We start from the raw sequence: 24,725 nt of genomic DNA, 5'->3' as shown, positions 1-24,725 counted from the left end.
TTGGGTCGCCTCCTTGGCGTGGGAACGGATGTGCTTCGTTCCTTGGGTCATACCTTTTCTCCTGTCTCGCGTCCCAGGAGACCGTTGGGCAAATAGAGCAACAGGGCGATGAGCAGGCCGAAGCTGAAGAGATCGCGATAGACGCTGGAAATATAGGTGGAGACGAGGGTTTCCACGATGCCGAGAATGAGCCCGCCGATGAGTGCCCCCGGAAGGCTTCCCAGCCCTCCGATGACGGCGGCGATGTAGGCTTTGTTGGTGATCCATCCCATGGTGGGATAGACCAGGTACTTGATGCCGAGGAAGATGCCCGCCACACCGGCGAACGCTCCGGCGAGGAAGAAGACCACGGCGATGAGGCGGTCCAGGTTCACCCCCATGAGGGAGCACATGGTCATGTCCGCCACGCCCGCGCGGATGGCGATTCCTGTCTTGGTGCGGGTAAGGAAGAGATGCAGTCCTCCGATGGCGCCGATGGAAAAAATGAAGGCGAAGAGATCCAGGAGGCTCACGGTGCTTCCCGCGAGGGTCACCACCGACGTGGCGAAGAACTCCGGGTAGGCGTAGAAACGGGATCCGATGGTGGCGTACACGAGATTTTCCAGCAGGACGGCGCATCCCATGGCGCTGATCATGAGGTAGAGGGAGGGAGCCTTGCGTCGTCGGAGCAGGGAGTAGGCGAGACGCTCGTTGAGAACCGCGAGGAGGCCCGCGCCGATCATGGCGATGGCCACCGCGGGAAGAAGGGCCGGAGCGAGAAAGCGAACCACCCCGAGTCCGATGTAGGCGCCGAGCATGATCACTGCGCCGTGGGCGAAGTTGCTGAAGTTGAGCACGCTGAAGACGAGAGAATAGCCGACAGCCATGAGGGCGTAGATCCCTCCGATGGACAGTCCCGTGATGAGCGTCTGCAGGAGCATGAGCGACTCCTTTCCCTGATTCGTTCCTCCCGTTGCGGGGATCGTTTTCCGGAGTTTCCGAAAAAACGATCCCCGCAGCGTCGGAGAGGGGATTTTTTCCCGGGTTTCCCGGCGGGTCTCCGCTACTTCACGTCCTGGGGATAGAACTTCATGTGGAAGGGGAAAGAGTTGTTCGTCACGTCCACCTTCTGGATCACTGCGGGCTTGTCCAGAGGATCATGGGTGGTGGGGTCGATGGTGAGCGTGCCACTGGTGACCTTGAGTCCAACCGTGTTGGCCATGGCCTCGGCGATCTTGGGGCCTTCAAAGGAATTCGCCCGCTTGATGGAGTCCACGATGAGCAGGAGCGCGTCCTGGGCCATGACGGGGTTTGGAAGGACCGGGTCCTCGCCGAACTTCTGGCGATATTCCGCGACGAAGTCCTGAATGTCCGGATCCGCGAGGTCCGTGAGGTTCACGAAGAAGCCGCCGTCGATGGCACTACCGCCGAGTTCGATCAGATCTGGGCTGCCCCAGTTGTCCGTGCCGAGGAGCACCGCCTTGATACCGAGATCCCGGGCCTGTTTGGCCGCCATGGCCGCTTCCTTCTGGCTGGTGGGGATGAAGATCACGTCGGGATTGAGTTCCTTCATCTTGCCGAGCTGCGCCCGGTAGTCGAGTTCATCCGTGCGGAAGGCCTCCTTGGCGACGACCTTGCCGCCTTCCTTGACGAAGGCCTCCTCGAAATATTTGGCGAGCCACTGGCCGTAATCGCTTCCAACGTCGTACAGGATGCTCGCGGTCTTCGCCTTGAGGTCGCGGAAGGCGAAACGAGCCGCCACGGTTCCCTGGAAGGGATCGATGAAGCAGGGGCGGAAGGCGAAGGGACGGATCTTTCCGGTCTTCTTGTCCAGCGTCACGTAGGGGTTCGTGGCGGTGGTGACCACCATGGGAATCTGCGCCTTTTCGAAAATCGGTGCCGAGGCGATGGCATTGCCGCTCTGGGCGGGGCCGATGACGGCCACGACACCGTCCTCCACGAGGCGCCGTGCCACGTTCACCGCTTCCACCGCGTCGTTCCGGTTGTCGTAGGAGACGAGGACGATTTTCTTGCCTAGCACACCGCCTTCGGCATTGAGTTTTTCGATGAGCATCTCCAGTGCCCGCTTCTCGGACTGCCCCCACATGGAGGCTCCTCCCGTGAGAGAGACGGTGTGTCCGATCTTGACGACTTCCTCCGCAAGGGCGGTACCGACGAAGAGACACAACACGGCACAGGCGAGAACTATCGCGAACTTTTTCATGGCTTTCGAATCCCTCCTCGAGATTGTTGCCCTTTCTCGGTGATGCCGGACTCCGACGGGCATTGCCGCCGGATGCGGCCGCCGTTCCTGCCGTTTTCGCCGGCAGGGATCTCAAAGCGCACGTCACGAAGTGCTCGTTACGCCTCTGTCGGGCAGCACCTCCTTCCCTCCAGGCGGAACACGGCATCGGCGAGACGCGTCAAGGCTTCCGACAAAAGCGTCCGCGGGCAGGCGAAATTGAGGCGGGCGAAGCCTTCACCGCCGGGGCCGAAGCTCGTTCCGGCGTTGAGGGCCAGGCGCGCCTCATGGACGAGGAAGCGCTGCAGCTCCTCCGGGGCGAGTCCCAGTGCGCGGAAATCGAGCCACGCCACATAGGTGCCCTCGGGTCGGACGTAGCCGACCGAAGGAAGACGGTCCCGCAGGAAATTTCCGAGGAAGTCGAGGTTGTCTTCGAGGTAGGCGAGGAGTGCCTCCAGCCAGGGTTCACCCTTTCCGTAGGCGATTTCGAGGGCGAGCATGCCGAAGAGATTGCCTCCTTCGAGGTGTAGGCTCTCCAGTTCGTTTCTGAAGGCACGGCGCAGATCCGGGTCAGGGATGATCGCCAGAAACGTCTGCAGTCCCGCGATATTGAAGGTCTTGCTCGGGGCGAGGAGTGTCACCGTTCGTGCGGCGACCTCCGGTGCGAGGGAGGCCAGAGGAAGATGTGCGTGACCTCTGAAGACGATGTCCGCGTGGATCTCGTCGGAGACGAGAAGTGTTCCCGAGCGGAGCGCACGCTCCGCCATGGCCTCGAGTTCCGCCCGTTTCCAGACCCGTCCCACGGGATTGTGGGGGCTGCAGCTGAGGAGCAGAGAGGCGTTTTCTCCAAGACATCTCTCGAGGTCGTCCAGATCCATTTCCCAGGTTCCGTTTTTTTCGACGAGACGATTGACGGTGGTGACGCGGTTGTTCTTGTTGATGCTTTCGAAGAACGGGGGATACACGGGGCTCTGGATGACAACCCCCTCGCCGGGGAGCGTAAAGGCCCGGATCGTCAGAGCGATGCCGGGAACCACGCCGGGGCAGGGCACGATCCAGTCGGGATGGATTTCCCAACCATAGCGTCGTTCCGTCCATGCCGCCACGGATTCGAAGAACGCGGGGCTACGCATGGTGTATCCGAACACGGGATGCTCCGTCCGTTCCCGGAGTGCCGCCACCACTTCAGGTGGAGCCGCGAAATCCATGTCGGCGATCCACAGGGGAAGCACGTCGCCGGAGCCGAAGATCGGCTCCAGAGAGGATGGATGCCACTTTTTCGCGTAGGTGGGAACTCGGTCGTAGATCGTGTCGAAATCGTAAATGTGTCCGTTCACTCGTCTTTCTCCTCCTTCGGCAATGTTGCCGTTGTTCCGGAAAGATCCGGGGGTGCGGAAAACTCTCTATGTGCTTTCGCCTTGGATGGAATTGTAAGCGAGATTTCCGAGAAACGATATTCTCCTGTGGCATAGAGGCGGAATCCTTCCACGTTTTTCCTTGTCAGGGCGAGATTGTACCCGTGTGCCAGGGGAACGGCGGGGACCTCATTACGAAGGAGCTGCTGCGCCCGGAAATAGCTGATGAACCGCTCCTCCGGATCCCAGGAACGGCGGGCGCTGATGACGAACCGGTCGTAGTCGTCGTTCTTGTAGCGACTGAGATTGTCTACGCTGTCACTCCTGAAGAGGGCGTACAGGAAGTCGTCCGGGTCTCCCGTCGTACCGATCCATCCGTCGAGCAGAAGCGGATATCGGTGGTTGTAGGCATCATCCAGGTAGTCCTCCCAATTCTTGCGGACGAGGGTTACCCGAATGCCAACTCTACCCAGATCTTCCTGGATGCGAATCGCCGCGCCATCGCCGTCGGGCATGTAGGGGCGCGGAATGGGGAGGACGTTCAATTCCGTGTCGAAGCCGTTTTCGAGTCCGGCCTGAACGAGGAGTGCCCTCGCTCTTGTTGGGTCATGGGGGAGTGCACGGAGTTCCGGAGCGAAGGCGAAACTGTTCGGCGGGACCATGTTCTCCGCGGGTATACCGAGACCCCGAAAAACCTCCGCCACGAGTCGCTTCTTGTCGATCGCCATGGCCACGGCGCGTCGTACTCTGGGGTCATCGAAGGGTTTGCGCTGCGTGTCCATGGTGAGAAACCCCACATTCATGCCCGGTTGGGAGAAGAGCCGGAGGTGTTCCCGATCCGTGGGCGTCATTCGCTGAAGCACCTCCGGCGTGACGCCGTCGAAGGCGTCGATGTCCCCGGAACGCAATGCTGTCAGTCGTTCCAGGGGGGATTCGATGAGACGAAAGAGCACGCCGTCCATGCGAGCCTTGTCACCCCAGTAGTCGTTGAAGCGTTCGAGGAGGATGTACTCTCGCCTGCGCCACTCCTTGAAGCGAAACGGCCCCGTTCCCACGGGGTGTTCCCGGAGGAACGCCTCTTCTCTTTTCCGGGTGGCTTCCGGGGAAACCATCAACGGAAGGTTCGAGAGAAAAACGAAAGGAGTGACGGGGACGGAGAGGCGCAACCGCACTGTGCAGGTGTCCAGTGCCTCCATTTTTTCGAAATCATAGTGCCAGAGGCCGGAATCGACGCCTCGTCTCAGGTTGAAGAGGACCGCCTCGGCGTCGAAGGGGGTGGCGTCGTGGAAGAGCACCCCTTTCCGAAGAAAGAAGGTCCAGGTCCTTCCGTCGGGAGCCACATCCCAAGAGCTGGCGAGCCATGGAGTCAGTTGTGGAAGAACCTGTCCGGCCGGGGTGAAGACGATCCTGACAAGGGGTTCGCAGACCTGGAAACACACCTTGGCGCTCTCCGCGTCCTCCATGGTGAGAGGGTCCAGGTCGATGGAATCTCCGCCCCGGGCGAAGACGAAAATCGCTTTCTCGTTCCCGAAACGCGTTTCCGCAGTTTCTCCGGCCATGGCGGGAAATGTCGTGAAGGCTACCCGGAGAAGGCACAGGAAGAGGAACATCCGTCCCGAAAGCCTTTTTTCGATCCGGAACGGCCTGTTCCTGTCCTGTTTTTCCGGAGGAATTTTCTTCTTGCCTCCGGCGGGGATGGCTCTCCGGGGAGACATGGTCAGCCGTGGCGAATCGCCTTGTCGAGGCGTGCGAAATGTTCTGGGGACAGGCGTTCCCGAAGCCCTTCGGTGGAGAGCATGCCTTCGGCGACGAAGGTCGTTCTTCCTTCGAGACGGACCCGGAAGACCAGTTCCTCCTCGCTCTCCTCGAAATGGACGGTGTTCACACCCCCGGGGTTTTCCACCCGGATGGGTGACGCCATGCCGAACAAGCGGGCTGCCACGAGTGCCGAGGCGATGGAGCCCGTACCGCACGAGCGGGTGACGGCGTTCACGCCGCGCTCGTAGGTGGTGGCGCGGAGTGAGGAGGAAGAGAGTCTTGTGGCGACGTTCACATTTGTCCCCGAGGGGAAGAGCGGAGTAGGTCGGTCGAGGGCTCTGCCGAGCAGCGTGATTTGTTCCGGTGTCCATTCCTCGGGATGCTCGGGAAAGACGACGCAGTGGGGGACACCGACGGTAAGGGCGTTGAGCGGGAGAGAGCGTTCCCCGTCGGTCCAGAGGTGGTTGAAGAGCGCTTCCTTCAGAGACACCTTTCCCATGCCGATGATGACGGACGACTCGGTCACGTTGGCGGTGATGGGTCCCGCAAGAGTTTCGAAGATCATCTCCGGAGGTGCCAGTTTCCGGGCTGCCGCGTAACGGGCGAAGCATCTGGCTCCGTTGCCGCACATCTCTCCCTCGGAGCCGTCGGCGTTGAAGATGCGCATACGGAGATTCCTGTCCCGGAAGGGCTCGACCACGAGAATGCCATCGGCTCCGAGGGAATGCCGCCGTTCGCACAGGGCCGTTGCGAGAGCGGAGAGAAGGTCGTCTTCGAGAGCTGTTCCAAGGTTCTCCAGAACGAGGAAATCGTTTCCGTTGCCGTGCATTTTCGTGAAGGGTACCATGATGTCTTGCTCCTTCCTGCAGCGCCTGACATTCCTTCCGAGGGGCTGGAAGGAATGTCTATCGGAAAAGAACGGAATGTGGGGATGAAAACGTTTCTTCATCGTCTCCGATCCTCACGGGAAGTGTGAACCGGAAGACGCTCCCTCTCTTCGGGGCGTTTTCCGCCCAGATGCGCCCTCCATGATATTCCACGATTTCCCGGCAGATGGAAAGCCCTAGTCCTGTACCCTGGTGATGCTGTTCCGGCCCTTCGTTGACCTGGCGAAACTTTTCGAAAATGGAGAGCAGGTTCTCCGGTGGAATGCCGATGCCTGTGTCGGCGACGCTCACCTCGACCTCATCGCCCAGAAGTGTTGCGGAAACGAGAACCTCGCCCGAAAGGGTGAATTTTGCCGCGTTGGAGAGGAGGTTCAGCAGAACCTGGAGAATGCGCCTGCGATCCCCGTATAGAGCCGGCAGCGATCTGGACACGGAGGATCGCACGGAGACGAGGTCTTCATTGAAAAGAACCCTCGTTGCGGCGAGGGCCTGTTCCGTCACCTCGCTGAGATGATACCATTCCATGTGCCATTCCATCTTGCCCGCATCGAGCTTTGCCATGTCGAGAAGATCGTTGATGAGCGTCGTGAGGCGTTCCGCCTCGGAAAAAATGATGTCCAGTTCTTCGATGGAGTCCTTCACGGCTCGAACCCCTTCGTCGGATGGCGGCAAGGCGGGGAGGAGGACGGATTCGAGACGGCGGCGGAGCAGCTTCGAGAAGCCGAGAATTGACGTGAGAGGTGTTCTCAGTTCGTGGGAGACCACCGAGAGGAAGTGATTTTTCATTTTGTCCGCCTGGCGCATTTTCTCCAGGCTTGCTGTTACTTCTTCGGACATGGAATCGAAGGCCTGCTCAAGATCGATGATTTCGGTGATGCGGGCGTTTCCCGAGGAATTCTTCCTGGAGAAGCGTTCCTTGAGGGCGGCAAAACGGAGCATTTCCTCGGCGATGCGTGAAAAAGGTCGGGACGTCTCGTTGGCCACGTTCCAGAACAGAAGAAGCACGGCGGCGGAGAAGAGGATGATCACGCCGAGGAGTGCCGCACGGTGTCTGGAGAAGATGTTCTTCATGGCATCGAAATCGAGTTGGATGAAAAGGATCTGAGGAGTGCGGAAATAGGTTGAGCGTTGTTCGGTCCCCGTCCAGGGAAGCACAATGCGGTATTTGGTGGAAGTGTCGTCGCGTTCCCAGGAGACGCGCGCTCCTTTTCCCCTGGGGGGGAAAGCCTCAGCAAAAACGGAAAATCCTGGAGCGGAGGAAGAAAATCCCTTCCACGCGGGAATTCCGTCTTCTGCGGAGTAAATTCCCGTCGCGGCGATGAACGAGAGCCCCTGCATGGTGGCGATGCGTCGGAAGAATGGATCGAAAAGTTCTTCCGGAAGGGTGATGCGGATTTCCAGAATCCATTCGTCCAGGTTGAACCAGGTGCCGCAGATGAGTGACGGGGACGAGACGTCACCCAGTTCGAGGCGCTCCAGACGCATTTCACCCAGGGTCATGAGCTGCACGGTTCTACGAGTACGCCTGTCCGCGGGCCTTCCGTCGGCGAAGCGATTCGAATGGCGAACCTTCATGGTTTCGTCGTAAAGGATGAACTCCATCTGCCCATTGAAGGGGATGTGTTTTTCCTGTTCCACTGCCATTTCCGCCTCTGCGATGAGGTTTTCCAGAATGCCCCAGGGCAGCTCCCGAAGAGATGTTCCTTGGGAATAGAGATAGTCCTGTATGGAACGGAAGGTGTTCCAGAGAATAGCCTGATAGTTCCGTTCCACATCGGCGGCCTGTGTTTCGAGTTCCTCCAGGAGTTGCGTCACCTTTTCCACGGCCTCCCGCTCGAAGCCGGCGGTGAATTCCTGCATGGTGTACTGGTCGATGACGTGGACACCCACAAGGAGAAGGAGGAGGGCCACCACGAGGATGCCTCCGGCCTGTACGGCGAGATGACGGGAAAGGGAAACGCCCTTCACGTTCTTCCGGTGCATAAGATGTCGCCCTTCCATGATAGACTTGTTTCCGTACGTCCCGTTCGCTTGTCGAGAGAAAGCGGAGCGTGAGGAATGTTTCGGAAGAAAAGTTCGCGTTTCCCGGAAAGGGAGAGGTGCATGGCATGGGAAAGGTTCTGGTGGTGGATGACGCCCCCGTCATTCGGCTCCTTCTTGCCAGAGTGTTCGAGACACTCCGGAAGGATGGCGTGGAACTTCTCTTCGCCGAGGATGGGTACGAGGCGCTGCGCATTGTGGAACAGGAGCACCCGAGGGTGGTTTTTCTCGATGTGATGATGCTCGGGAAGAACGGCTTCGACGTCTGCCACACCATCAAGAAAGTATGGAAGATGGAGGACGTGCATGTGGCCCTTCTCACGGCGAAGTGTCAGGATTCGGACAGGCGCAAGGGAGCCGAAGCAGGGGCGAATGAATACATAACGAAGCCCTTTGATCCCGACGATCTTCTTGCCCGGGTGAAACTCATTCTGGGTATTCCCTGACGAAGAGAACGTCGGCGCTTTGTCTCTCCGGAAGGCGTCGGTGCTGCTACTCGAGAGCGTTTTCCATACGCGGACAGGCTCTTTCCCTTCGGGAAGGGGCCTGTCCGCGTATGGGACGCTTTTGTTGTGTCGCCGTAGGGGTCCTCGGCCTTGCATGAGCGTCATGGAGAAGCTGATGCGCTGGTTGTGGGATCTTCCCGAGACACCCTTGCGCTCCATGAGGACGCCGTGTCCGAGATCGATCAGTTGTTTCACGTCCTCGGTGGGATAGACGTGGGTCTCGTCGTGAACGAAATAGGGGTCTTCCAGAATGGCTTTCCGGATGGCTTCGAAGTCCGCACCGGGTGCCAGTTCCACGTAGACGTGCCGTTTGTGGAGTCCCGTTCCCTTGGGGAGGGTGAGGGAGAGAGCGTCCCGGACACCTGGAATGTTCTTGACCGCCACGGTATGCCCCATGCTCATGCCGGGGCCGAAGTTCGTGTAGGTGATGCCCTTCGGGGTGATTCCCTCGAGAACGGCCCGGACCACGGAGTCAGTTCCGGGATCCCATCCCGCGCAGATCACCGCGACGGACCCGCCCGCCTTGCCTGCTGCGTCGAGTTTCCTGCGGAGGTCCATGACGGCCTCGCCGTGGATGTCGAAACTGTCCACGGTGTTGATCCCTTTCGCGAGGTAGTGGGGCGCCACCTCGGGGATGGCTCGGCTGGCGATGGCCAGGATTGCCGCGTCCACCTCGCCGAGTTCGTCCACATCGCAGACCACGGGAAGTTTCGTTTCGCTCTGAAGAGAGGCCGCTTTCTTGGGGTCCCTGAGAACGATTCCCGCCGCTTCCATGTCCGAAGCGGCCTCCACGGCGGCAAGGGCCTCCCGGGCCACATTGCCGAATCCAACGATCGCCACGCGCATCTTTTCCATAGTAGTCTTCCGCCGCCTTTCTCGTTTGGAACCTGCGGATAAGAAACAACATCACTGCTCACTGATGAGCAATAGCGGGGAAACTATAGAACATCCCCCGGAACGTTGTCAATGCCCCTTTGGAACACTACTTGCAAGAGCTTGAATTGTGGAAAGGTTGACACAAATGTTCCGCGGACCTACAATGCGGGCATGGCAAACTCATCAATGATGAGTGTTTTCCTGAAGGAGTCAGCCCAAGACGACATGTGGAACGATCTTTCGGAAAAACGCTCGTTGGTCGGAATGCGCGAATGCGCGGGCTGGAGGTGGGAAGCCCGAATTGAACGGACTTTCTCCATGCGTTCTCCCCAAGGATTGTTCCCGCTCCAAAGAAACGTTGTGTTTTTCAAGGGAGGTGGTCTTGTGTGAAGAGATTCATACTCAAACGGTTGCTCATCGCCGTGCCCGTCCTCATCGGCATTACCTTCGTCATTTTCATCCTGCTCAACGTGGTTCCGGGAGACCCTGTGGCGCTCATGATGGGAGAGCGTATGAGTCCCGAGATCATCGAGCGCGTGAGGCACCAGATGCATCTCGACGATCCCTGGCCGGTGCGGTACGTGCGCTTTCTCGCGGGAGCGGTCCAGGGCGATCTCGGGGAATCCTACAAACTGCAGCGTCCCGTGGCGGATCTCATCGTCGGAGCTTTCCCCGTGACGCTCAAGCTGGCTCTGGCGGCGGCTCTCGTGGCCTGGCTCATCGGAATTCCGGCGGGAATTCTCTCGGCGGTGAAACAGTACTCCCTCACGGACAACTTCTTCATGGGACTTGCCCTCACCGGAGTATCCATGCCAGTCTTCTGGACAGCCCTTCTCTTTCAGTACATCTTCGCCCTCAAACTCGGATGGCTTCCCGTCGCCGGCTTCTACAGCGCGAAACATCTCATCATGCCCGCCCTGGTCCTCGGCTGGAGTTCCTCGGGGCTCATCGCCCGCCTCACCAGATCCAGTCTTCTGGACGTGATGCGCCACGATTACATTCGGACGGCCCGGGCGAAGGGACTTCGGAATGTTCCGGTCATTCTCCGCCACGCCCTGAAGAACGCTCTGCTTCCCGTGGTGACCGTCATGGCCTTGCAGATCGCCTTCCTGCTCTCCGGCTCGGTGATCACCGAGAGCATCTTCAACATTCCCGGAGTGGGGCGCATCGCCGTGGGTGCCATCCAGAACCGGGACATGCCCCTGCTTCAGGGAGCGGTACTCTTCACGACCGTGTTGGTCATTCTGGGGAATCTCGCCGCGGACGTTCTTTACGGCTGGCTCGACCCGCGGATCCGGTACGAGTAGGTGGAACCCATGCACGATGACGAACGTGTTCCCGACAAGATGAAGACCCAGGAGAACGGTCAGAGAATCGCTCCGGAAAAAATCGAGGTGAAGAAGGACGACGTGGAGACGCTCTTCGGAGATGTCCTTCGGGCGTTCCAGAAGAATCGCTCCGCCCTGGTCGGACTCTGTGTGGTCCTCTTCATCACGCTCCTCGCTATTGCCGCACCCTACGTGCTTTCTCACGATCCCTACACGATGAATCTGGACAACCGAAATCAGCCGCCGTCGGAGGCGCATTGGTTCGGAACGGATACCTACGGTCGGGATCTCATGGCCCGGGTGATCTTCGGTGCCCGCATCTCGCTGGTCATCGGCCTCATTCCGGCTTTTCTCGCCACCTGCATCGGTTCCATCCTGGGCGTTGTGAGCGGGTTCTACGGAGGAAAGACGGATTTCTGGATCATGCGTCTCGCCGATGTGGTTCTCGCCTTTCCCTCCCTGCTGTTGGCGATGGTCATCATGTACACTCTCGGAGCCAATCTTTTCAACATTTTCATCGCCCTTTCCATCGTCGGATGGGCCAGTACCTCCCGAATCGTTCGCTCCCAGACCCTTGCCCTGAAAGAGAAGGAATTCGTGGAGGCCGCCCGAGCTCTTGGGGTGAAGAAACGGACCATCATCTTCCGGCACATTCTTCCCAATTGTCTTCCCAATATCATGGTGGTCTTCACCATGTCCATCCCCTCGGCGATCATGCAGGAGGCGGGGCTTTCCTTCCTCGGTGTGGGGGCGCAGCCGCCGACCCCGAGCTGGGGGTTGCTCGTGTCCCAGGGAAAGGAATTCATCTTCTCCGCGCCGTGGGTTGCCATCATTCCCGGAGTGGCCATCCTGATCCTCGTGCTGGCCTTCAACTTCATGGGAGACGGACTTCGGGACGCCATCGATCCCTACATGAAGGACTGACGGAGGCGATCATGAGCGTGCAGGACACCATTCTCGAAGTGAAGAATCTGCGGACGCTCTTCCTGACCCGGAAAGGCATCGTCCCTGCCGTGGACGGCGTCTCCTTTTCCGTGCGGAAGGGAAAAGTGACGGGACTTGTGGGAGAATCGGGGTGCGGCAAGAGTGTCACCTCTCTTTCCATTATGGGACTCATTCCTCAGCCTCCGGGCAAGATCGTGGGAGGCGAAATCCTTTTCGAAGGGCGTGACCTGTCGAAGCTCTCCTACAAAGAAATGTGCCGGGTCCGTGGCAAAGACATCTCCATGATCTTCCAGGAACCCATGACCTCCCTGAATCCGGTCAAGACCGTGGGGTACCAGGTGGGGGAGGCCCTACGAATTCACCAGAGGGATGTGGCCGACGCGGAGGTGCGGCGCCGGGTGGTGGAGATGCTCGATCTTGTGGGAATTCCCGAGCCGGAATCCCGGGTACGGGCTTTTCCGCACCAGCTCTCCGGGGGATTGCGCCAGCGGGTCATGATCGCCATGGCCCTCATCTGCGATCCCAAGCTGCTCGTCGCCGACGAACCCACGACGGCCCTGGACGTGACGATCCAGGCCCAGGTGCTCAAACTCATGATGGATCTGCAGCGTCGCATTGGGACCTCCATCATACTCATCACCCACGATCTCGGTGTGGTGGCGGAGACCTGCGACGACGTCAATGTCATGTACGCGGGGAGCATTGTCGAACAGGGGGATGTGTTCAACATTTTCCGAAATCCGTCCCATCCCTACACGCGGGGGCTGCTTCGTTCCATTCCCGACACGGGAGGAACGGGGAGAAAGGAACGGCTGTTCAGCATCGACGGCATGGTTCCCTCTCTGACGGATCTGCCTCCGGGATGTCGCTTCGCTCCGCGCTGTACCCAAGCCCGGGAAAGCTGTTTCAAGGAGATGCCCGAACTGGTCCCCGTGGGTGAGGGGCACTTCGTGCGTTGCAATCGCGCGAGGGAGGCCTGCTGATGAAAAACATCCTCGTTCAGACAAAGGGGCTCAAGGTGACTTTTTCCGCCGAGGCGGGCATGTTCGGCGGAAAAGCCCGGGTCGTGAAGGCGGTGGATGACGTCTCCATCGACATCGCCGAGCGGGAGACCTACGCCCTCGTGGGCGAGTCGGGGTGCGGCAAGACGACCCTCGGGCGGGCGATTCTCCGCCTGGTTCCGACCACGGGGGGGCAGGTGTTCTTCCGCGGCGAGGATCTGTCCTCGCTTTCGCCGGAGGCGATGCGTTCTCTACGACGCAAGATGCAGATCATCTTTCAGGATCCCTACGCATCGCTCAATCCGCGCATGCGGGTCCGGGAGATCCTCGCCGAACCCTTTCGGACCCACGAACCCAAAATGTCCGCGAAGGACGTGGACGAACGGATCGCCGCGCTCCTCTCCGTGGTGGGCATGCGGAGCGATACCATGCGAAAATATCCCCATCAGTTCAGCGGAGGGCAACGGCAGCGCATCGGCATCGCCCGGGCGCTGGCGCTGCATCCTGAATTCATCGTTTGCGACGAGGCTGTTTCCGCCCTGGACGTGTCCATTCAGGCCCAGGTGTTGAACCTTCTCTCGGATCTGCAGGAAGAGTTCCGTCTCACCTATCTTTTCATCACCCACAATCTTTCCGTGGTGCGTCACATTGCTGACAAGGTGTGCGTCATGTTCCTCGGCAAGGCCATGGAGATCGGTGACACGGAGGATCTCTTCGCCAGGCCTTTCCACCCCTACACGAAGTTTCTCATCGCCGCCGCTCCCGTTCCGGATCCCACGCAGCGGGATCGCGAGAGGCTTCTTCTGAAAGGGGACATTCCGAGCCCGATCAATTTGCCTCCGGGGTGCCGTTTTTCCACGCGTTGCCCCTACGCGCAGGAGCGATGTCGTCTGGAGGAGCCGGAGACGGCGGTACTTGAAGGAAGGGCCGTCTCCTGTCATTATCCACTTGTCTGAGCCGCATCTTCCGCGACGGGGAAAAAAGGAAGGGATGACCATGAACAAGGGACGGGCGTTGTGCCCGGGGGATCTTATCGGTCTGTTGAGTGTGTCGAACCCCGTCACCGACGAGGAGCGGCAGTGCAGCGTGGATGCTGTGGAGGCTCTGGGCTTCCGCACGGTCTGTGGAGAGAGCCTTTTCCACCGGAGGGGATACTTGGCAGGCCCCGACGAGATTCGTGCCCGGGACGTGAACCGCATGTTTGCCGATCCGGACATCGCGGGAATCTTCTGTGTCCGTGGAGGGGAGGGAGCGAACCGCCTTCCCGAGATGATCGACCTGGAGGGAGTGCGGAAGAACCCCAAAGTCTTTTTGGGGTACAGTGACGTCACGGTTTTCCATCTCCTTCTGGGACGAGGCGCGGACCTCGTCACGATTCATGGCCCCATGCCCTATACCGAATTCCTCAAGGACACCTTCGAGGGCTACGTGAAAGAGCATTTTCTGAAAGCCGTCACGGAGACGGAGCCCGTGGGGGAAATCCTTCCGCCCCCGGGAGATCCGGCCATCCAGGCACTTGTTCCCGGAACGGTGGAAGCGCCTCTCGTTGGAGGATGTCTCTCCCTCATCTCCGCCCTCATGGGAACCCCCTGGGAGATCGACACGCGGGGAAAGATCCTCATCATCGAGGACGTGGGAGAACAGCCCTACAAATACGACCGTTGGCTCTGCCAGCTTCGTTCCGCGGGAAAACTGCAGCAGTGCGCCGGAGTCGTCGTCGGTCAGTGCATCGACTGCACCGCGGATAAACCGAAGATGGATCTTCCCCTGGAGGAGATCTTCGCCGATCTTCTGGTGCCTCTCGGAGTTCCGGTGCTCCTGAACGTTCCTTTCGGCCACGGCAAACGGAAGGCCACGTTCCCCCTGGGAGTGCGGGCGCTTCTCGACGGAAACGCGGGGCGATTCTTCCTTACGGAATCGGGAGTGCGGTAGCCGCCTCTTTCTGGGGCGGTTGCTTTTTGCCGGCATGTTCTTGCGGTGTCCCGCTTGCCGCTGGTTGAGGCAGGCGTTTTGCAATGGGAAAGGAGGGATGCGGTTTCACGGGAGGAAACACGTTGGCGGGGAAAGGGATGTTTCTCCACGGGAAGGGGAGAGACCGGAGGAATAAGGATCGAGGAAACAGAGACGGACAGGAGGGAACGAAACGTGAAGAGAACAGTGCAGCGTATGCTTGTTCTGGCGGTGGTGATGGTTGCCCTGGTGGGGCTGATCGCGGGGGTGGCCCAGGCCAAGGAGAAAGTTCTCACCATCGCGGGTTTTTCCACGGATACCGTGGATGCCCATATGACCACGGCGGAATATTTCGTACCGCTCAACGCGTTTGACCGCCTCGTGCAGGTGGAGCCCGGCTCCAATCCGCCCAAGATCGTTCCCATGTTGGCGGAGAAGTGGAACGTCTCCAAGGACGGGAAAATCTTCACCTTTTTCCTGCGCAAGGGCGTCAAGTTCCACAACGGAGAAGAACTCACCGCCGACGATGTGCTCTACACCTTCGACCGCGTGCTGAATCCCGCGACCAAATCCTTCCAGACGGACCTCTTCGACTTCGTCGAAGGCGCCCGGGAGCGGCTCGACGGCAAGGCGGACAGCGTGTCGGGCTTCAAGGTTCTCGACAAATACACGTTCCAGATCACTCTGAAGGACCCCTATGCACCGTTTTTGGCATCCCTGGCGACGCCCGGTGCGAATATCTATAACAGGAAATTCACCGAGCAGTTCGGCGCCAAGTTCGGACAGACCGCGGAGAGCACCTGCGGCACCGGCCCCTTCATCCTCAAGGAATATGTCCTGAACGACCACTTCACTCTCGTGGCGAACCCGGACTACTGGGCAGGCAAGGCGAAGATCGACAAGCTCGTGGCGCGCATCGTCCCCGATTCCGAGACGCTTCGCCTCATGTTCCTCACCGGCGAGATCGACATCTTCGACTGCGACCAGGGTTTCTCTCAGATTCCCTTCTTCATGGAGGATGCCAAGTGGAAGAACCTGATCCACAAAGGGCCCCGGGTTGGACTGGTCTACATGACCATGAACAACCAGATGAAGCCCTTCGACGATGTGCGGGTCCGCAAGGCCTTCCAGATGGCGGTGGACCGCAAGAAGATCCTCGACACGGTGTACTTCGGCAACGGTATCCTCATTGACGGGATCATCCCCAGGGGACTCGTGGGCTACAACCCCGAGGCGCTGCCCAAGATCGAGTACAATCCCGCGAAGGCGAAGGAACTGCTCGCCGAGGCGGGCTATCCCGACGGCGTGGACGTGACGCTCACCCAGGTGACGGGGTGGTCGAACCGTTGGGTCCAGATCAACGAACTCTTCCAGCAGATGGTGAAAGATGCGGGTTTCAACGTGAAACTCGAGGCCGTCGATTCCGCCACCTACTACGCAAAGCGCAAGGAAGGCGGACTCATGGCTTATCCGCAGATCTGGTCCCTCGACACGAACGACCCCGACGGCACCATCTACAACTTCTTCTACAAGGACCGCTCCTTCGGCAGGGCAATCTGCTACAATAACGAGGCGGTCATGAACAAGATCATCGAACTTCGCTTCATGACAGATCAGGAGCGGCGGATGAAGGAGTACAACGAACTGGAGAAGATCATTGTCCACGACGATGCGGCGTGGCTGCCCCTTTTCTCCGTGGATCATCTCTACGTGCTGCAGCCCCGGGTGAAGAACTTCGTCGTTCCTTGGAACGGCTGGAGTGACATGTCCTACTATCCGATGGACGTGGAGGACTAGGAAGAAGGGACACTCGTGAAAGTCTACATCAGTTGCGACATGGAGGGTGCGACGGGAGTTGTTCGATGGGAACAAGTGGAGCATGACAAGCCGGAATACGAGTTCGGCAGGGCCATGCAGCTTCACGATCTCCTCGCCGTGGCCGAGGCGGCCCTTGAATGCGGTGCCGACGAGGTGCTGGTGAACGATTCCCATTCGCGGATGATCAATCTCGACGCACGGCGGATTCCGAAGGGACTTCGCCTCGTGAGCGGTTCGGGAAAATACCTCAGCATGATGGAGCAGGTGGAGGGCGCCGATCTGGCGTTTTTCGTCTGCTACCACGCCAAGGCGGGGACGCTCCGGGCCATTCTCGACCACACCATGTCGGGAAACACCTTCGATCTGACGTTGAACGGCGTCTCCGTGGGAGAACTCGGTTTCAACGCCGCCGTGGCCGGGCATTTCGGCGTTCCGCCGGCGTTGGTCACGGGGGATGCCGCGGTCTGCCGCGAGGCGAAAAGCGTATTCGGCGACGATGTCACCACCTGTGTCGTCAAGGAGGGCGTGGCAAGGACAAGCGCGGTGCTTCTCCCTCCGGAGGAAACGGCGGCGCTCCTGCAAAAGGCCGTGAAAGAAGCGATGGCGCGCGGCCGGAAGGCCGTGCCCTATCGTCCGGCCTTTCCGGGCCGCGTGGCGCTCACGGTCTTCAACTGCGCCCAGGCGGATGCCGCCGCGGGCATTCCCGGCACGATCCGCGAGTCCGGGCGGACCCTCACCTTCGAGGCGAAAGATGCCGTGGAGGCCTACTGCTGGTTCCGTTCTGCTCTGTCGCTCGCCGGAACCGTCCCGCGTTAGCGGTACCTTGCCGCATCGGCGGCACGGTGACGAAATGCGGTTGCCATGCTGACAGAAATGTTCTTCCGAGGGACGCCGCCCATCCAGGGCCGGCGTCCTTCTTCGTTTCACCGGCTTTGGCTCCGCTTTTTCCGCAGTGTTCCCGAAACGATGGGGGGCCGGTCTTTTTACGCTTTCCGGTGTGGGCGGAGTCCCTCCACGTAGCGTCCGGGAGAGATCCCCACGATGCGATGGAAGGCCCTGGTGAGGTGGCTCTGATCGCAGAAGCCTACGGCCGTTGCGGTTTCGGCGATCTCCTTTCCCGAGCGGAGCAGTTCCCGAGCCCGTCGGACGCGAAACTGCACGAGAAAGGTGTGGGGTGGCATCCCGAAGGTCTCCCGGAATGTGCGCAACAGGTACCACCGGCTGGTGTGGGATTCTTCCGCAAGCTCCTCCAGAGAGATGCGTTCGGCATGACGGTTTTCCAGAATTTGCCGTACTTTTTGAGCCAGGGTCGTTCCGTCCCTGGTGCGCCGAGGTGACGGCCGGTCCGACGCATGACGGAGGACAAGCCTTGTCAGGCTCCAGGTCAGAAGAGTCTGGAGTTCCAGAGGCGAAGAGGAAGAATCTTCCAGGAGCCGATGAAGACGGAGAAGTTCGAGGGCAAGTTCATCGTCGAAGAGCACGCATTCCGGGATGAAAGGAAAGGCCTTTCTCCGTCCGAGTTCCTCCGTGACACGGCAGAGCAGGGAAGGATCGACGTAGAGCATGCGGTAACGCCAGCCCGTGCGGTCTCCGGCATAGCCTGTATGGGTTTCCCCGGGGAGAGCGAAGCCGATGCTTCCCCGGGGGGCCACGAAGTGGCTTTTTCTGTAGCGCATGGCGAGGGAGCCTTCTTCAATGACGCCGAGGGCGAAGGTGTCGTGCGCGTGGGGAGGAAAGGACTGGTCGAGATAGACGGCGCGCAGAAGTTCCACGCCGGGCAGCTCTTCGGAGGTCCAGAACGTCGCCTCTTCCCGAAACATCTCTCACGTCTCCTTTTTCCTGCTTGATATATTGATATACAGCTCCACCGCTCGCATTCGTTCTTCTCGCGAGTACATGGACATCCTCCGGTCTCATTTCGAGTCCAAGATTTCGCCCGCACCCTCTAGGCGACATGAAGCAATGCCCCCGGCCGCAAATGAATATGAACCGGGTGCACCTCCAACATTCTTCGTCAAACCAGCTTGTCCTCTTGTGCGTTACATCTTCGTGGCTACTCCATTCGGTGTTTTTCCCCCAACCGAAAGCTTTCTCCCCGGATGGTCAACATCGTACCGTGGTGGAGAAGACGATCGAGGATGGCCGTCGCCACCACGGCATCGCCGAAGCGCATGACACGATTTTTTGCACAACGTAACGCACACGACTCTGGAAGGTCGTTGAGTACTCTACCGTCAGGAATCGCGGCGACTGCTCGCGCAATGTGACGGGCACAACCGTGAGGTCATTGTTTCGGGACCGGAATGAGCAATATTGTACAAGCTTTTCCGTGCTCCCTTGTCTATGCTGGATCACAGTGTTTTCGGAACGAGAACAGGAGGGACGGATATGTTCGATGTCGATGCGAGTTGGAAAAAGACATTTCCCGGAGCGAGCGCGGGTTTTCTCGTGATGCGGGATGTGGAGGACCGGAAGGATGTGCCGGAGATTGTCGCGGCGGCGCGGGCGCTTGAGGAGACACTGCGGGAGCGCTATGCGGGAATGGACCGGGCGCGTCTTCGGGAAGAGCCGGTTTTTCGGGAGTACGCGGCATACTATCGGCGTTTCGACAAACTCTATCATGTGCAGCTTCAGGTGGAATCGGTAGTGTTCAAGAACAAAACCGTTCCCTGCGGCTCGTCCCTTGTGGCGGCCATGTTTCTGGGAGAATTGAAAAACGGTCTGCTCTCCGCGGCGCACGATCTTGACAAGGTGGAGCCCCCAGTGGTCCTTGCCGCGACGGACGGGACGGAGACGATGGACATGCTCGGAGGGAGCAAAAGCAAGGCACAGCAAATGAAACCCGGAGACATGTGCATGAAGGATCGCGGAGGCATCATTTCCGCCGTGCTTTACGGAGCGGACCAGAGAACTCCCATCGGGCCCGGCTCGCGGCATGTGCTCTACACCGTCTATGCGCCCCGGGGAATCGACGAGACACTGACCCGTCGCCACCTGGAGGACATTCGGGACTACGTTCTCCTTGCTTCTCCCGGAGGACGCGTGGAGTGCCTGCAGGTGGTCCGGGCCTGATCGGAGATGCAGGAGATACGACCCGCCGGGCCATGGCTTCCTTGAAAGCCTGGGTCCGGCGGGTCGGGATCCGTGCGCGTTCTTCCAGCGTGCAGGCACCTTTCCCTTCCGGGTCGATACGGAACCTCCGGTTCCGTATCGAAAGACGGCAAAATGACGAGGCTACTGATTTCGTTGTTCCGACATCCCCGCGTTCTGGAAATCCTCAAGATACACCTGCAACTGTCGTGTTCTCGCCTCGGTCAATCCAGCCGCCAAGTGGAGTTGGAGTCCCTCGTTTTTTTCCGCGTCGTAGAAACTCTCGAGAAAGGCCAGGTGCGCGTCCCGATAGACGATCCAGGAACGTTGCGTCGTGCGCAATACGTCCTGCTCCTCTGTTTTGAGTCGTTTGTAGAGGGTCTGATAGATCTCGTTGAGTGCTTCGTCGGCGGTGGCGTGGCGTTTTTGCGCTTCCGCCACGTCCGTGGGCGGCAGTGTCCAGGAGAGGTCAAGCTGTGCGAGCATGCCCCCGAGCTCCATCGCTCTCTCCCGGGGAATTCCCACGTCAAGGAGAACGTGTGCCACCTGCCACATGCTTCCCCCCGCCTCGTTCAGAATCGCACCGTACACGGTGTTGCCGAGAAGTCGTTCCTCTTCCCGGAACGCCCGCCAGGTTTGCTCACTTTTTTCGAAGGCGGGGCGTTTCTTCTTGTCGAGACGGGAGAGAAGCGCCTGTCGGAGACGCTCTTCCTCCGCCGCCCATGCTTCTTCCGCCTGTCCGGCGCAGGTGATGACTCCCTGCGTCGAGGGATCGGCGTTCATGCAGGTGTCGAGCGCGAGATCGAGCGGGTGATCGTCTGCGGCGAACGCTCCCGTGCCCGTCAGCAGAAACAGCAGGAACAGCAGCGGCAGAAAAAGCCGCGGATGGGCGAATTCCTTCATCGCGGAAAAAGCCATCGTTTCCGTGGGATGGTTTTCGTGGGATGAAATAGAGTGCTGTGCGTGGGGCATGTCGTCACCTCCGTAGTGTCGTTGCGCATCCCTTCCGCACTTTTTTCGCATGTACCTGCGGAGAAGAGATGCGGGGCGTTTCGGAAATTCCAAAAACTCCTTCCGTTTGAGGAACGTCGGGTTTGAAAGAAAGGGAAAGGTCCATTCCGCGAATCGGTCACTCCTTGCCAGGACCGTGCTTCAGTCGAAAATGGCCTTGCGGTAAAGCATGCTCACCACCTTGCCTTTCTCGAGGTAGAAGAGAAGTTCTTCCCGGTTCAGTAGATACTGGAGCATTGTGGCGTCTCCCGCGAAAGGTTCTCCGAGGCGGTCCCGGATCTCTTCCGCCGGGGTGCCCTGGAGAACGCCGCCGAAATCCATCCAGCCTCCGGCGATTTCGAGAAGGCGCAGACGGTCTCGGCCGCGGTAGTTCCAGAACACCGCGTTGTGTCCGTGATAGGCGAGGGAGATGGAGGTGATGGCCACATTCCAGTCGGCCAGTTCCAGGGTGTCCACCTCTGCCTGGTCCGGCTTGCCGAAACGTTTTTCCATCATGGCCCGGTTGACGCCGAAGTCGTTTCGAATGCGTCGAAAAAGACGAGAGAGCGCGTCTCCCTCGGGGAGAAAACGGAGATATTTCCCGTAAATCCAGCCTTCGCCGTATTTTTCACTCACCGTGAGGTACCAGGCATACTCCTCGCCGGTGTGGCGAACGTCGATCACGAGCAACTCGCCTGCGTCCATGTCGTCGGTGAACTGGCCGAGGAGCGGTCCCTTCGCCGAAGGTTCACCCCGGAGATTGACCCGCTTTCCCTGGAGTTCCGCCCCCAGCGGCCAGGTACGCACGTTCTCCAGCGCTTCTCTCGACGGCGTGTCGCTCTCCGCAAGAACACAACCCGCAAAGACGAAAAGCAACAGAAGAACTCCTCCGAAAGGACACCCTGTCCCCCGAACGATTCGAAACATTGTGGCTCACCTTCCTCCTTGTCGAAGTTTACTCGTGTTTTCCGTGCCTTGCCACGGGTTTTTGCCGCATATCCTTTGCAAAATCCGTTCAGATCGAGATTGTACAAGTTGTGCAAAAAGGTTTTCATGGTGTTTGGCGGCCGTCTGCGGCGATGAGCCACATTTTTCCAGGAGTACCTTTTTGTGTTCGAGCAACAGGCCTCTGCCCGAGGGTGCGGCTGGACTCCAGCCACGCCTCGGAGGTTTCGACGCACAGTGCCCGTATCAGGCGCCGAGGACATGTGGTACGCCCCACAGTGGAACGTCCTCTTACCATCCCCGTCCGCCACCGCCGCCGCCGCCACCGCCGGAGGAGCCGCTGCCATCGCTGCCGGAAGAGCGTGTCCCCGACGCGACAGCCCCGACGAAACCCGACGAAAACGAAGCGATTCCCTCGGCGGTCGCGAAGGTGCACGCATCTCCCCGATACCAGGAGGGAGAATAGCGCGCCGCCGCGAGCGTTTTTTCGAAGCGGTTCGCCCAGGTTTTCGCCGTGTCCAGGGCGAAGGCGTAGGGGAGCAATGCCTCGAAGAGTTCCGGTGTTTCCTGCGGCGGTGTCATCTGTTCCATCCGGGGAGTCTCCGCGGTCGCCATGTAGAGGCGCAGGCCCTCCAATTCTTCGGCGAGACGTGCGCCGGAATCGGAGCGAACCTTCATGAGCGGTTTGAAGAGCAGCAGGATCGCCGCGCAGAGAAGCGGTGCCGGTGCGGAAACGGGATCCGCCGCAAGGCCTGAGGCGCCACCGGCGAAGGTTGCGCCGAGCAGGACAAAGAGGAAGATCCCTGGAAAAAGGATGCGGAGAAAGAAGCGTGTCCCCCAATTTCCCTTGCCGGGCGGAATGGGGAGGGAGAGCGGGAGGAGGAAAAACGGCCCCGCCAGCATGGCGACGAGGGGCTCCACTCTGGCGATGCTCCCTTTTGACGCATCGACGATCATGAGGATGAACAGGCCGACGGCGTATATCTCGAAGAGCGCCACGGAAAGCGCCCATTTTCCGAGATTCGCGCTGAAGAGAGGTTTGGCCCGCTCGACGAAACGTTTTTTGAGTTGCGTGAAGGTTTCCTGAATGACGAGGCGATTGTCGCCGGAGAGGAGAAGTTCCCCTTTGCCGCTCACAAAAAGGAAGGTGAGAAGGAGCTGCTCCTCCGCCGTGAGGGAGAGGTTGGCGATCCGGTCGCTGCGGATGCGCAGGCGGTACTGTTTTCCCATCACCCTGGAGAGCAGGGAGAGCGCTTTGCCGGCGAGGGCGTTCTCGGAGGCGATGCTGCTCGACAGCGGGGAGTGCTCCTCGATAGTGAGTGCTCCCTTCACGGCAAGACCGAGTACCATGGCGGCGAAACAGTGGTCATCCACGGCCATGGTGCGGACGTAGCGGGCGAATCCCGCTTCGATCCCCTGTGGGGGCGAAAATCGGGGGATGATCGTGCCTGGTCTCGGATCCCGCCCCCAGAGGAACCAGAAAAGAAGCGAGATTCCGAGCAACACCACGGGCATGGCCAGGTGCAGCGTCCGGTACGGCGAGACGGACCAGCGTTGCAATTCTTCCGCGCCCTTCAGAGGAGGGGACACGATCCCCTTGGGCCAGGTGTAGACGACGGTGAGCCCCTCGCCTGGAGCGAGAGTCCGGGTGATTATGCTCTAAAGAGTGTGCAAAAAGTGCTTGCGGAGGGGGATTCAAAAAAAGAAGGTCATGGTGTATGTAGGTTGTCTGCAGCGCACAAGCAACCCTAGCCCTTAGGAGGCGATACACCATGACCGGAAAGAAGCATAGCAGTCGTTTCGCTGGAATGAAAGCCCTTTTCGGGAACGAAACGGACGCCCTGAAGACCCTGATGAAGGAAGTGCTGCAAGAAATCCTTGACGGGGAAATGACGGAACTCCTTGGAGCCGAACGACATGAGCGCAACACAGAACGTACGGGTTATCGGTCAGGCTACTATACCCGAAGTCTGGTCACGCGAATCGGCAAGCTGGAACTGCGGATTCCCAGAGACCGCAACGGAGAATTCTCCACGGCACTGTTCGAGCGTTATCAGCGCAGTGAGAAGGCATTGGTGGCGGCTCTGGCGGAAATGTATGTGCAGGGCGTGTCCACGCGCAAAGTGACGGCGATCACCGAGGAATTGTGCGGACATCGTTTTTCCGCGAGCAGCATCAGCGCCATCAACAAAGGTCTCGATGAAGCCCTGTCTCGTTTTGCGAACCGTCCCCTTGACGAAGAGTACCCGTATTTGATTCTGGATGCTCGCTACGAGAAAGTTCGCGAGAACGGAGTTATCCGTTCCCAGGCGGTACAGATCGCCATCGGAATCAACCGGGAGGGGCAGCGGCAGATCTTGGCGGTGGAATTGGCTCCCCGTGAAACGGCAAGCAGTTGGAAAGAGTTTCTTCTCGGGCTCAAGCTACGGGGTTTGCGCGGTGTCGAATTCGTGGTATCCGACGACCACGCAGGACTTCGTTCGGCCATCGGAGAGACCCTGCTCGAAGCATCTTGGCAGCGTTGCTACGTCCATTTTCTGCGGAATGCTCTGGATCATCTGCCCCGTAAGGCCGATGACGATTGTCTCCAGGAACTCCGCTGGATCTACGACCGCCGGGACATTATGGAGGCCCACCGGGATCTGACGTCCTGGATCACCAAATGGCAGAGGAAATATCCGAAGCTTGTTGACTGGGTGGAGGAGAACATAGAGGAGACGCTGACCTTCTACCGGCTTCCCAGAGCACATCACAAGCATCTGAAGTCAACCAACATGCTGGAACGGCTCAACGAAGAGATCAAGAGAAGGACCCGGGTCGTCCGTATCTTCCCAAACACCGATGCATGTCAGCGCCTGATACGGGCACTTTGCGTCGAAACCCACGAGGCGTGGCTGGAGTCCAGTCGCTACCTCAACATGGACCTGTTGATCGAACACAAAAAGGCACTCTTGGAAAAGTGTGGCTAATCGCCGCAGACGGCCGCCAAACACCATGAAAACCTTTTTGCACAAC

At 59.4% G+C, this 24,725-nt stretch carries 20 protein-coding genes and 2 pseudogenes; 10 read left to right on the top strand and 12 right to left on the bottom strand.

Going from position 1 to position 24,725, the window contains the following annotated elements:
* Positions 1-47 precede the first annotated feature (47 nt).
* From K349_RS0110385 to K349_RS18100, 6 genes are all read right to left on the bottom strand, one after another.
* Positions 48-920, bottom strand: coding sequence for a branched-chain amino acid ABC transporter permease (locus tag K349_RS0110385; protein WP_029165737.1), 873 nt, complete (start codon positions 918-920; stop codon positions 48-50).
* A gap of 122 nt (positions 921-1,042) precedes the next feature.
* Positions 1,043-2,203 carry an ABC transporter substrate-binding protein gene (locus K349_RS0110380; RefSeq protein WP_029165736.1) on the bottom strand — a complete coding sequence of 387 codons (1,161 nt, stop codon included), beginning with the start codon at positions 2,201-2,203 and terminating at the stop codon, positions 1,043-1,045.
* A gap of 137 nt (positions 2,204-2,340) precedes the next feature.
* A complete protein-coding gene (locus tag K349_RS0110375) occupies positions 2,341-3,558 on the bottom strand; it encodes a MalY/PatB family protein (RefSeq protein ID WP_029165735.1) in 1,218 nt (405 codons plus the stop codon).
* Positions 3,555-5,186, bottom strand: a complete 1,632-nt coding sequence (locus tag K349_RS0110370) for an ABC transporter substrate-binding protein (protein WP_169731339.1) — start codon at positions 5,184-5,186, stop codon at positions 3,555-3,557. Before K349_RS0110370 ends, K349_RS0110375 begins: the two co-directional genes overlap by 4 nt.
* 107 nt (positions 5,187-5,293) lie before the next feature.
* Entirely contained in the window at positions 5,294-6,181 is an 888-nt protein-coding gene (gene dapF, locus K349_RS0110365; RefSeq protein ID WP_029165733.1) for a diaminopimelate epimerase, read from the bottom strand.
* Between the two features lie 58 nt (positions 6,182-6,239).
* Entirely contained in the window at positions 6,240-8,222 is a 1,983-nt protein-coding gene (locus K349_RS18100) for a sensor histidine kinase (protein ID WP_084460340.1), read from the bottom strand.
* Positions 8,223-8,329: 107 nt separating this feature from the next.
* Here K349_RS18100 and K349_RS20130 point away from each other — a divergent pair, with 107 nt between their 5' ends.
* Positions 8,330-8,707, top strand: coding sequence for a response regulator (locus tag K349_RS20130; RefSeq protein WP_084460357.1), 378 nt, complete (start codon positions 8,330-8,332; stop codon positions 8,705-8,707).
* Between the two features lie 168 nt (positions 8,708-8,875).
* Here the strand turns inward: K349_RS20130 and K349_RS20125 are convergent.
* A pseudogene (locus K349_RS20125) lies at positions 8,876-9,613 on the bottom strand (diaminopimelate dehydrogenase); the annotation flags it as partial.
* Positions 9,614-10,029: 416 nt separating this feature from the next.
* Between K349_RS20125 and K349_RS0110345 the strand changes: the two are divergent.
* The 7 genes from K349_RS0110345 (at position 10,030) to K349_RS0110315 (ending at position 17,501) form a co-directional block, all read left to right on the top strand.
* Complete coding sequence (locus tag K349_RS0110345; RefSeq protein ID WP_029165730.1) at positions 10,030-10,950, top strand: ABC transporter permease; 921 nt, start codon at positions 10,030-10,032, stop codon at positions 10,948-10,950.
* A gap of 9 nt (positions 10,951-10,959) precedes the next feature.
* Entirely contained in the window at positions 10,960-11,895 is a 936-nt protein-coding gene (locus K349_RS0110340; protein WP_084460339.1) for an ABC transporter permease, read from the top strand.
* Between the two features lie 11 nt (positions 11,896-11,906).
* A complete protein-coding gene (locus tag K349_RS0110335) occupies positions 11,907-12,899 on the top strand; it encodes an ABC transporter ATP-binding protein (protein WP_029165728.1) in 993 nt (330 codons plus the stop codon).
* Entirely contained in the window at positions 12,899-13,873 is a 975-nt protein-coding gene (locus K349_RS0110330) for an ABC transporter ATP-binding protein (RefSeq protein WP_029165727.1), read from the top strand. The genes K349_RS0110335 and K349_RS0110330 overlap by 1 nt, the downstream gene beginning before the upstream one ends.
* Before the next feature lie 40 nt (positions 13,874-13,913).
* Positions 13,914-14,849: a S66 peptidase family protein gene (locus K349_RS0110325; RefSeq protein ID WP_029165726.1), complete on the top strand. Its 936-nt coding sequence runs from the start codon at positions 13,914-13,916 to the stop codon at positions 14,847-14,849.
* Between the two features lie 213 nt (positions 14,850-15,062).
* On the top strand, positions 15,063-16,664 hold the full coding sequence (locus K349_RS0110320; RefSeq protein WP_211240356.1) for an ABC transporter substrate-binding protein: 1,602 nt from the start codon (positions 15,063-15,065) through the stop codon (positions 16,662-16,664).
* Positions 16,665-16,679: 15 nt separating this feature from the next.
* The gene (locus tag K349_RS0110315) at positions 16,680-17,501 is read left to right on the top strand and encodes a M55 family metallopeptidase (protein WP_029165724.1); all 822 of its coding nucleotides are present in this window, start codon (positions 16,680-16,682) and stop codon (positions 17,499-17,501) included.
* Between the two features lie 167 nt (positions 17,502-17,668).
* Here K349_RS0110315 and K349_RS0110310 read toward each other — a convergent pair whose 3' ends face one another.
* A complete protein-coding gene (locus K349_RS0110310; protein WP_029165723.1) occupies positions 17,669-18,505 on the bottom strand; it encodes an AraC family transcriptional regulator in 837 nt (278 codons plus the stop codon).
* A 242-nt stretch (positions 18,506-18,747) separates the two neighbouring features.
* Positions 18,748-18,855 (bottom strand): annotated as a pseudogene (locus K349_RS18805) (ATP-binding protein); the annotation flags it as partial.
* A 218-nt stretch (positions 18,856-19,073) separates the two neighbouring features.
* Here K349_RS18805 and K349_RS0110300 point away from each other — a divergent pair.
* Complete coding sequence (locus tag K349_RS0110300; protein ID WP_029165722.1) at positions 19,074-19,757, top strand: hypothetical protein; 684 nt, start codon at positions 19,074-19,076, stop codon at positions 19,755-19,757.
* A gap of 162 nt (positions 19,758-19,919) precedes the next feature.
* Here the strand turns inward: K349_RS0110300 and K349_RS0110295 are convergent, their stop codons facing one another.
* From K349_RS0110295 to K349_RS0110280, 3 genes are all read right to left on the bottom strand, one after another.
* Positions 19,920-20,747, bottom strand: coding sequence for a lysozyme inhibitor LprI family protein (locus K349_RS0110295; protein WP_029165721.1), 828 nt, complete (start codon positions 20,745-20,747; stop codon positions 19,920-19,922).
* A 180-nt stretch (positions 20,748-20,927) separates the two neighbouring features.
* Positions 20,928-21,692, bottom strand: a complete 765-nt coding sequence (locus tag K349_RS0110285; protein ID WP_029165720.1) for an SH3 domain-containing protein — start codon at positions 21,690-21,692, stop codon at positions 20,928-20,930.
* 309 nt (positions 21,693-22,001) lie between these two features.
* Positions 22,002-23,300 carry a DUF2207 family protein gene (locus tag K349_RS0110280; protein ID WP_029165719.1) on the bottom strand — a complete coding sequence of 433 codons (1,299 nt, stop codon included), beginning with the start codon at positions 23,298-23,300 and terminating at the stop codon, positions 22,002-22,004.
* Positions 23,301-23,518: 218 nt separating this feature from the next.
* Between K349_RS0110280 and K349_RS0110275 the strand changes: the two genes are divergently transcribed.
* Positions 23,519-24,679 (top strand): IS256 family transposase, encoded by a 1,161-nt coding sequence (locus K349_RS0110275; protein WP_420834450.1) that lies wholly within the window; start codon positions 23,519-23,521, stop codon positions 24,677-24,679.
* Positions 24,680-24,725: the final 46 nt, after the last annotated feature.

The organism is Aminiphilus circumscriptus DSM 16581 (assembly GCF_000526375.1).
GTDB lineage: Bacteria > Synergistota > Synergistia > Synergistales > Aminiphilaceae > Aminiphilus > Aminiphilus circumscriptus.
This window is presented reverse-complemented; position numbering and strand designations above follow the sequence as displayed.

Bases quoted from the DNA above. Each gene is read 5' to 3' on its own strand.
- K349_RS0110380 (WP_029165736.1), bottom strand. From the start codon at position 2,203: ATGAAAAAGTTCGCGATAGTTCTCGCCTGTGCCGTGTTGTGTCTCTTC.
- K349_RS0110285 (WP_029165720.1), bottom strand. From the start codon at position 21,692: ATGTTTCGAATCGTTCGGGGGACAGGGTGTCCTTTCGGAGGAGTTCTT.
- K349_RS0110330 (WP_029165727.1), top strand. From the start codon at position 12,899: ATGAAAAACATCCTCGTTCAGACAAAGGGGCTCAAGGTGACTTTTTCC.
- K349_RS0110335 (WP_029165728.1), top strand. From the start codon at position 11,907: ATGAGCGTGCAGGACACCATTCTCGAAGTGAAGAATCTGCGGACGCTC.
- K349_RS0110300 (WP_029165722.1), top strand. From the start codon at position 19,074: ATGTTCGATGTCGATGCGAGTTGGAAAAAGACATTTCCCGGAGCGAGC.
- K349_RS20130 (WP_084460357.1), top strand. From the start codon at position 8,330: ATGGGAAAGGTTCTGGTGGTGGATGACGCCCCCGTCATTCGGCTCCTT.
- K349_RS0110275 (WP_420834450.1), top strand. From the start codon at position 23,519: ATGAAAGCCCTTTTCGGGAACGAAACGGACGCCCTGAAGACCCTGATG.
- dapF (WP_029165733.1), bottom strand. From the start codon at position 6,181: ATGGTACCCTTCACGAAAATGCACGGCAACGGAAACGATTTCCTCGTT.
- K349_RS0110370 (WP_169731339.1), bottom strand. From the start codon at position 5,186: ATGTTCCTCTTCCTGTGCCTTCTCCGGGTAGCCTTCACGACATTTCCC.
- K349_RS0110325 (WP_029165726.1), top strand. From the start codon at position 13,914: ATGAACAAGGGACGGGCGTTGTGCCCGGGGGATCTTATCGGTCTGTTG.
- K349_RS0110385 (WP_029165737.1), bottom strand. From the start codon at position 920: ATGCTCCTGCAGACGCTCATCACGGGACTGTCCATCGGAGGGATCTAC.
- K349_RS0110295 (WP_029165721.1), bottom strand. From the start codon at position 20,747: ATGCCCCACGCACAGCACTCTATTTCATCCCACGAAAACCATCCCACG.
- K349_RS18100 (WP_084460340.1), bottom strand. From the start codon at position 8,222: ATGGAAGGGCGACATCTTATGCACCGGAAGAACGTGAAGGGCGTTTCC.
- K349_RS0110310 (WP_029165723.1), bottom strand. From the start codon at position 18,505: ATGTTTCGGGAAGAGGCGACGTTCTGGACCTCCGAAGAGCTGCCCGGC.
- K349_RS0110340 (WP_084460339.1), top strand. From the start codon at position 10,960: ATGCACGATGACGAACGTGTTCCCGACAAGATGAAGACCCAGGAGAAC.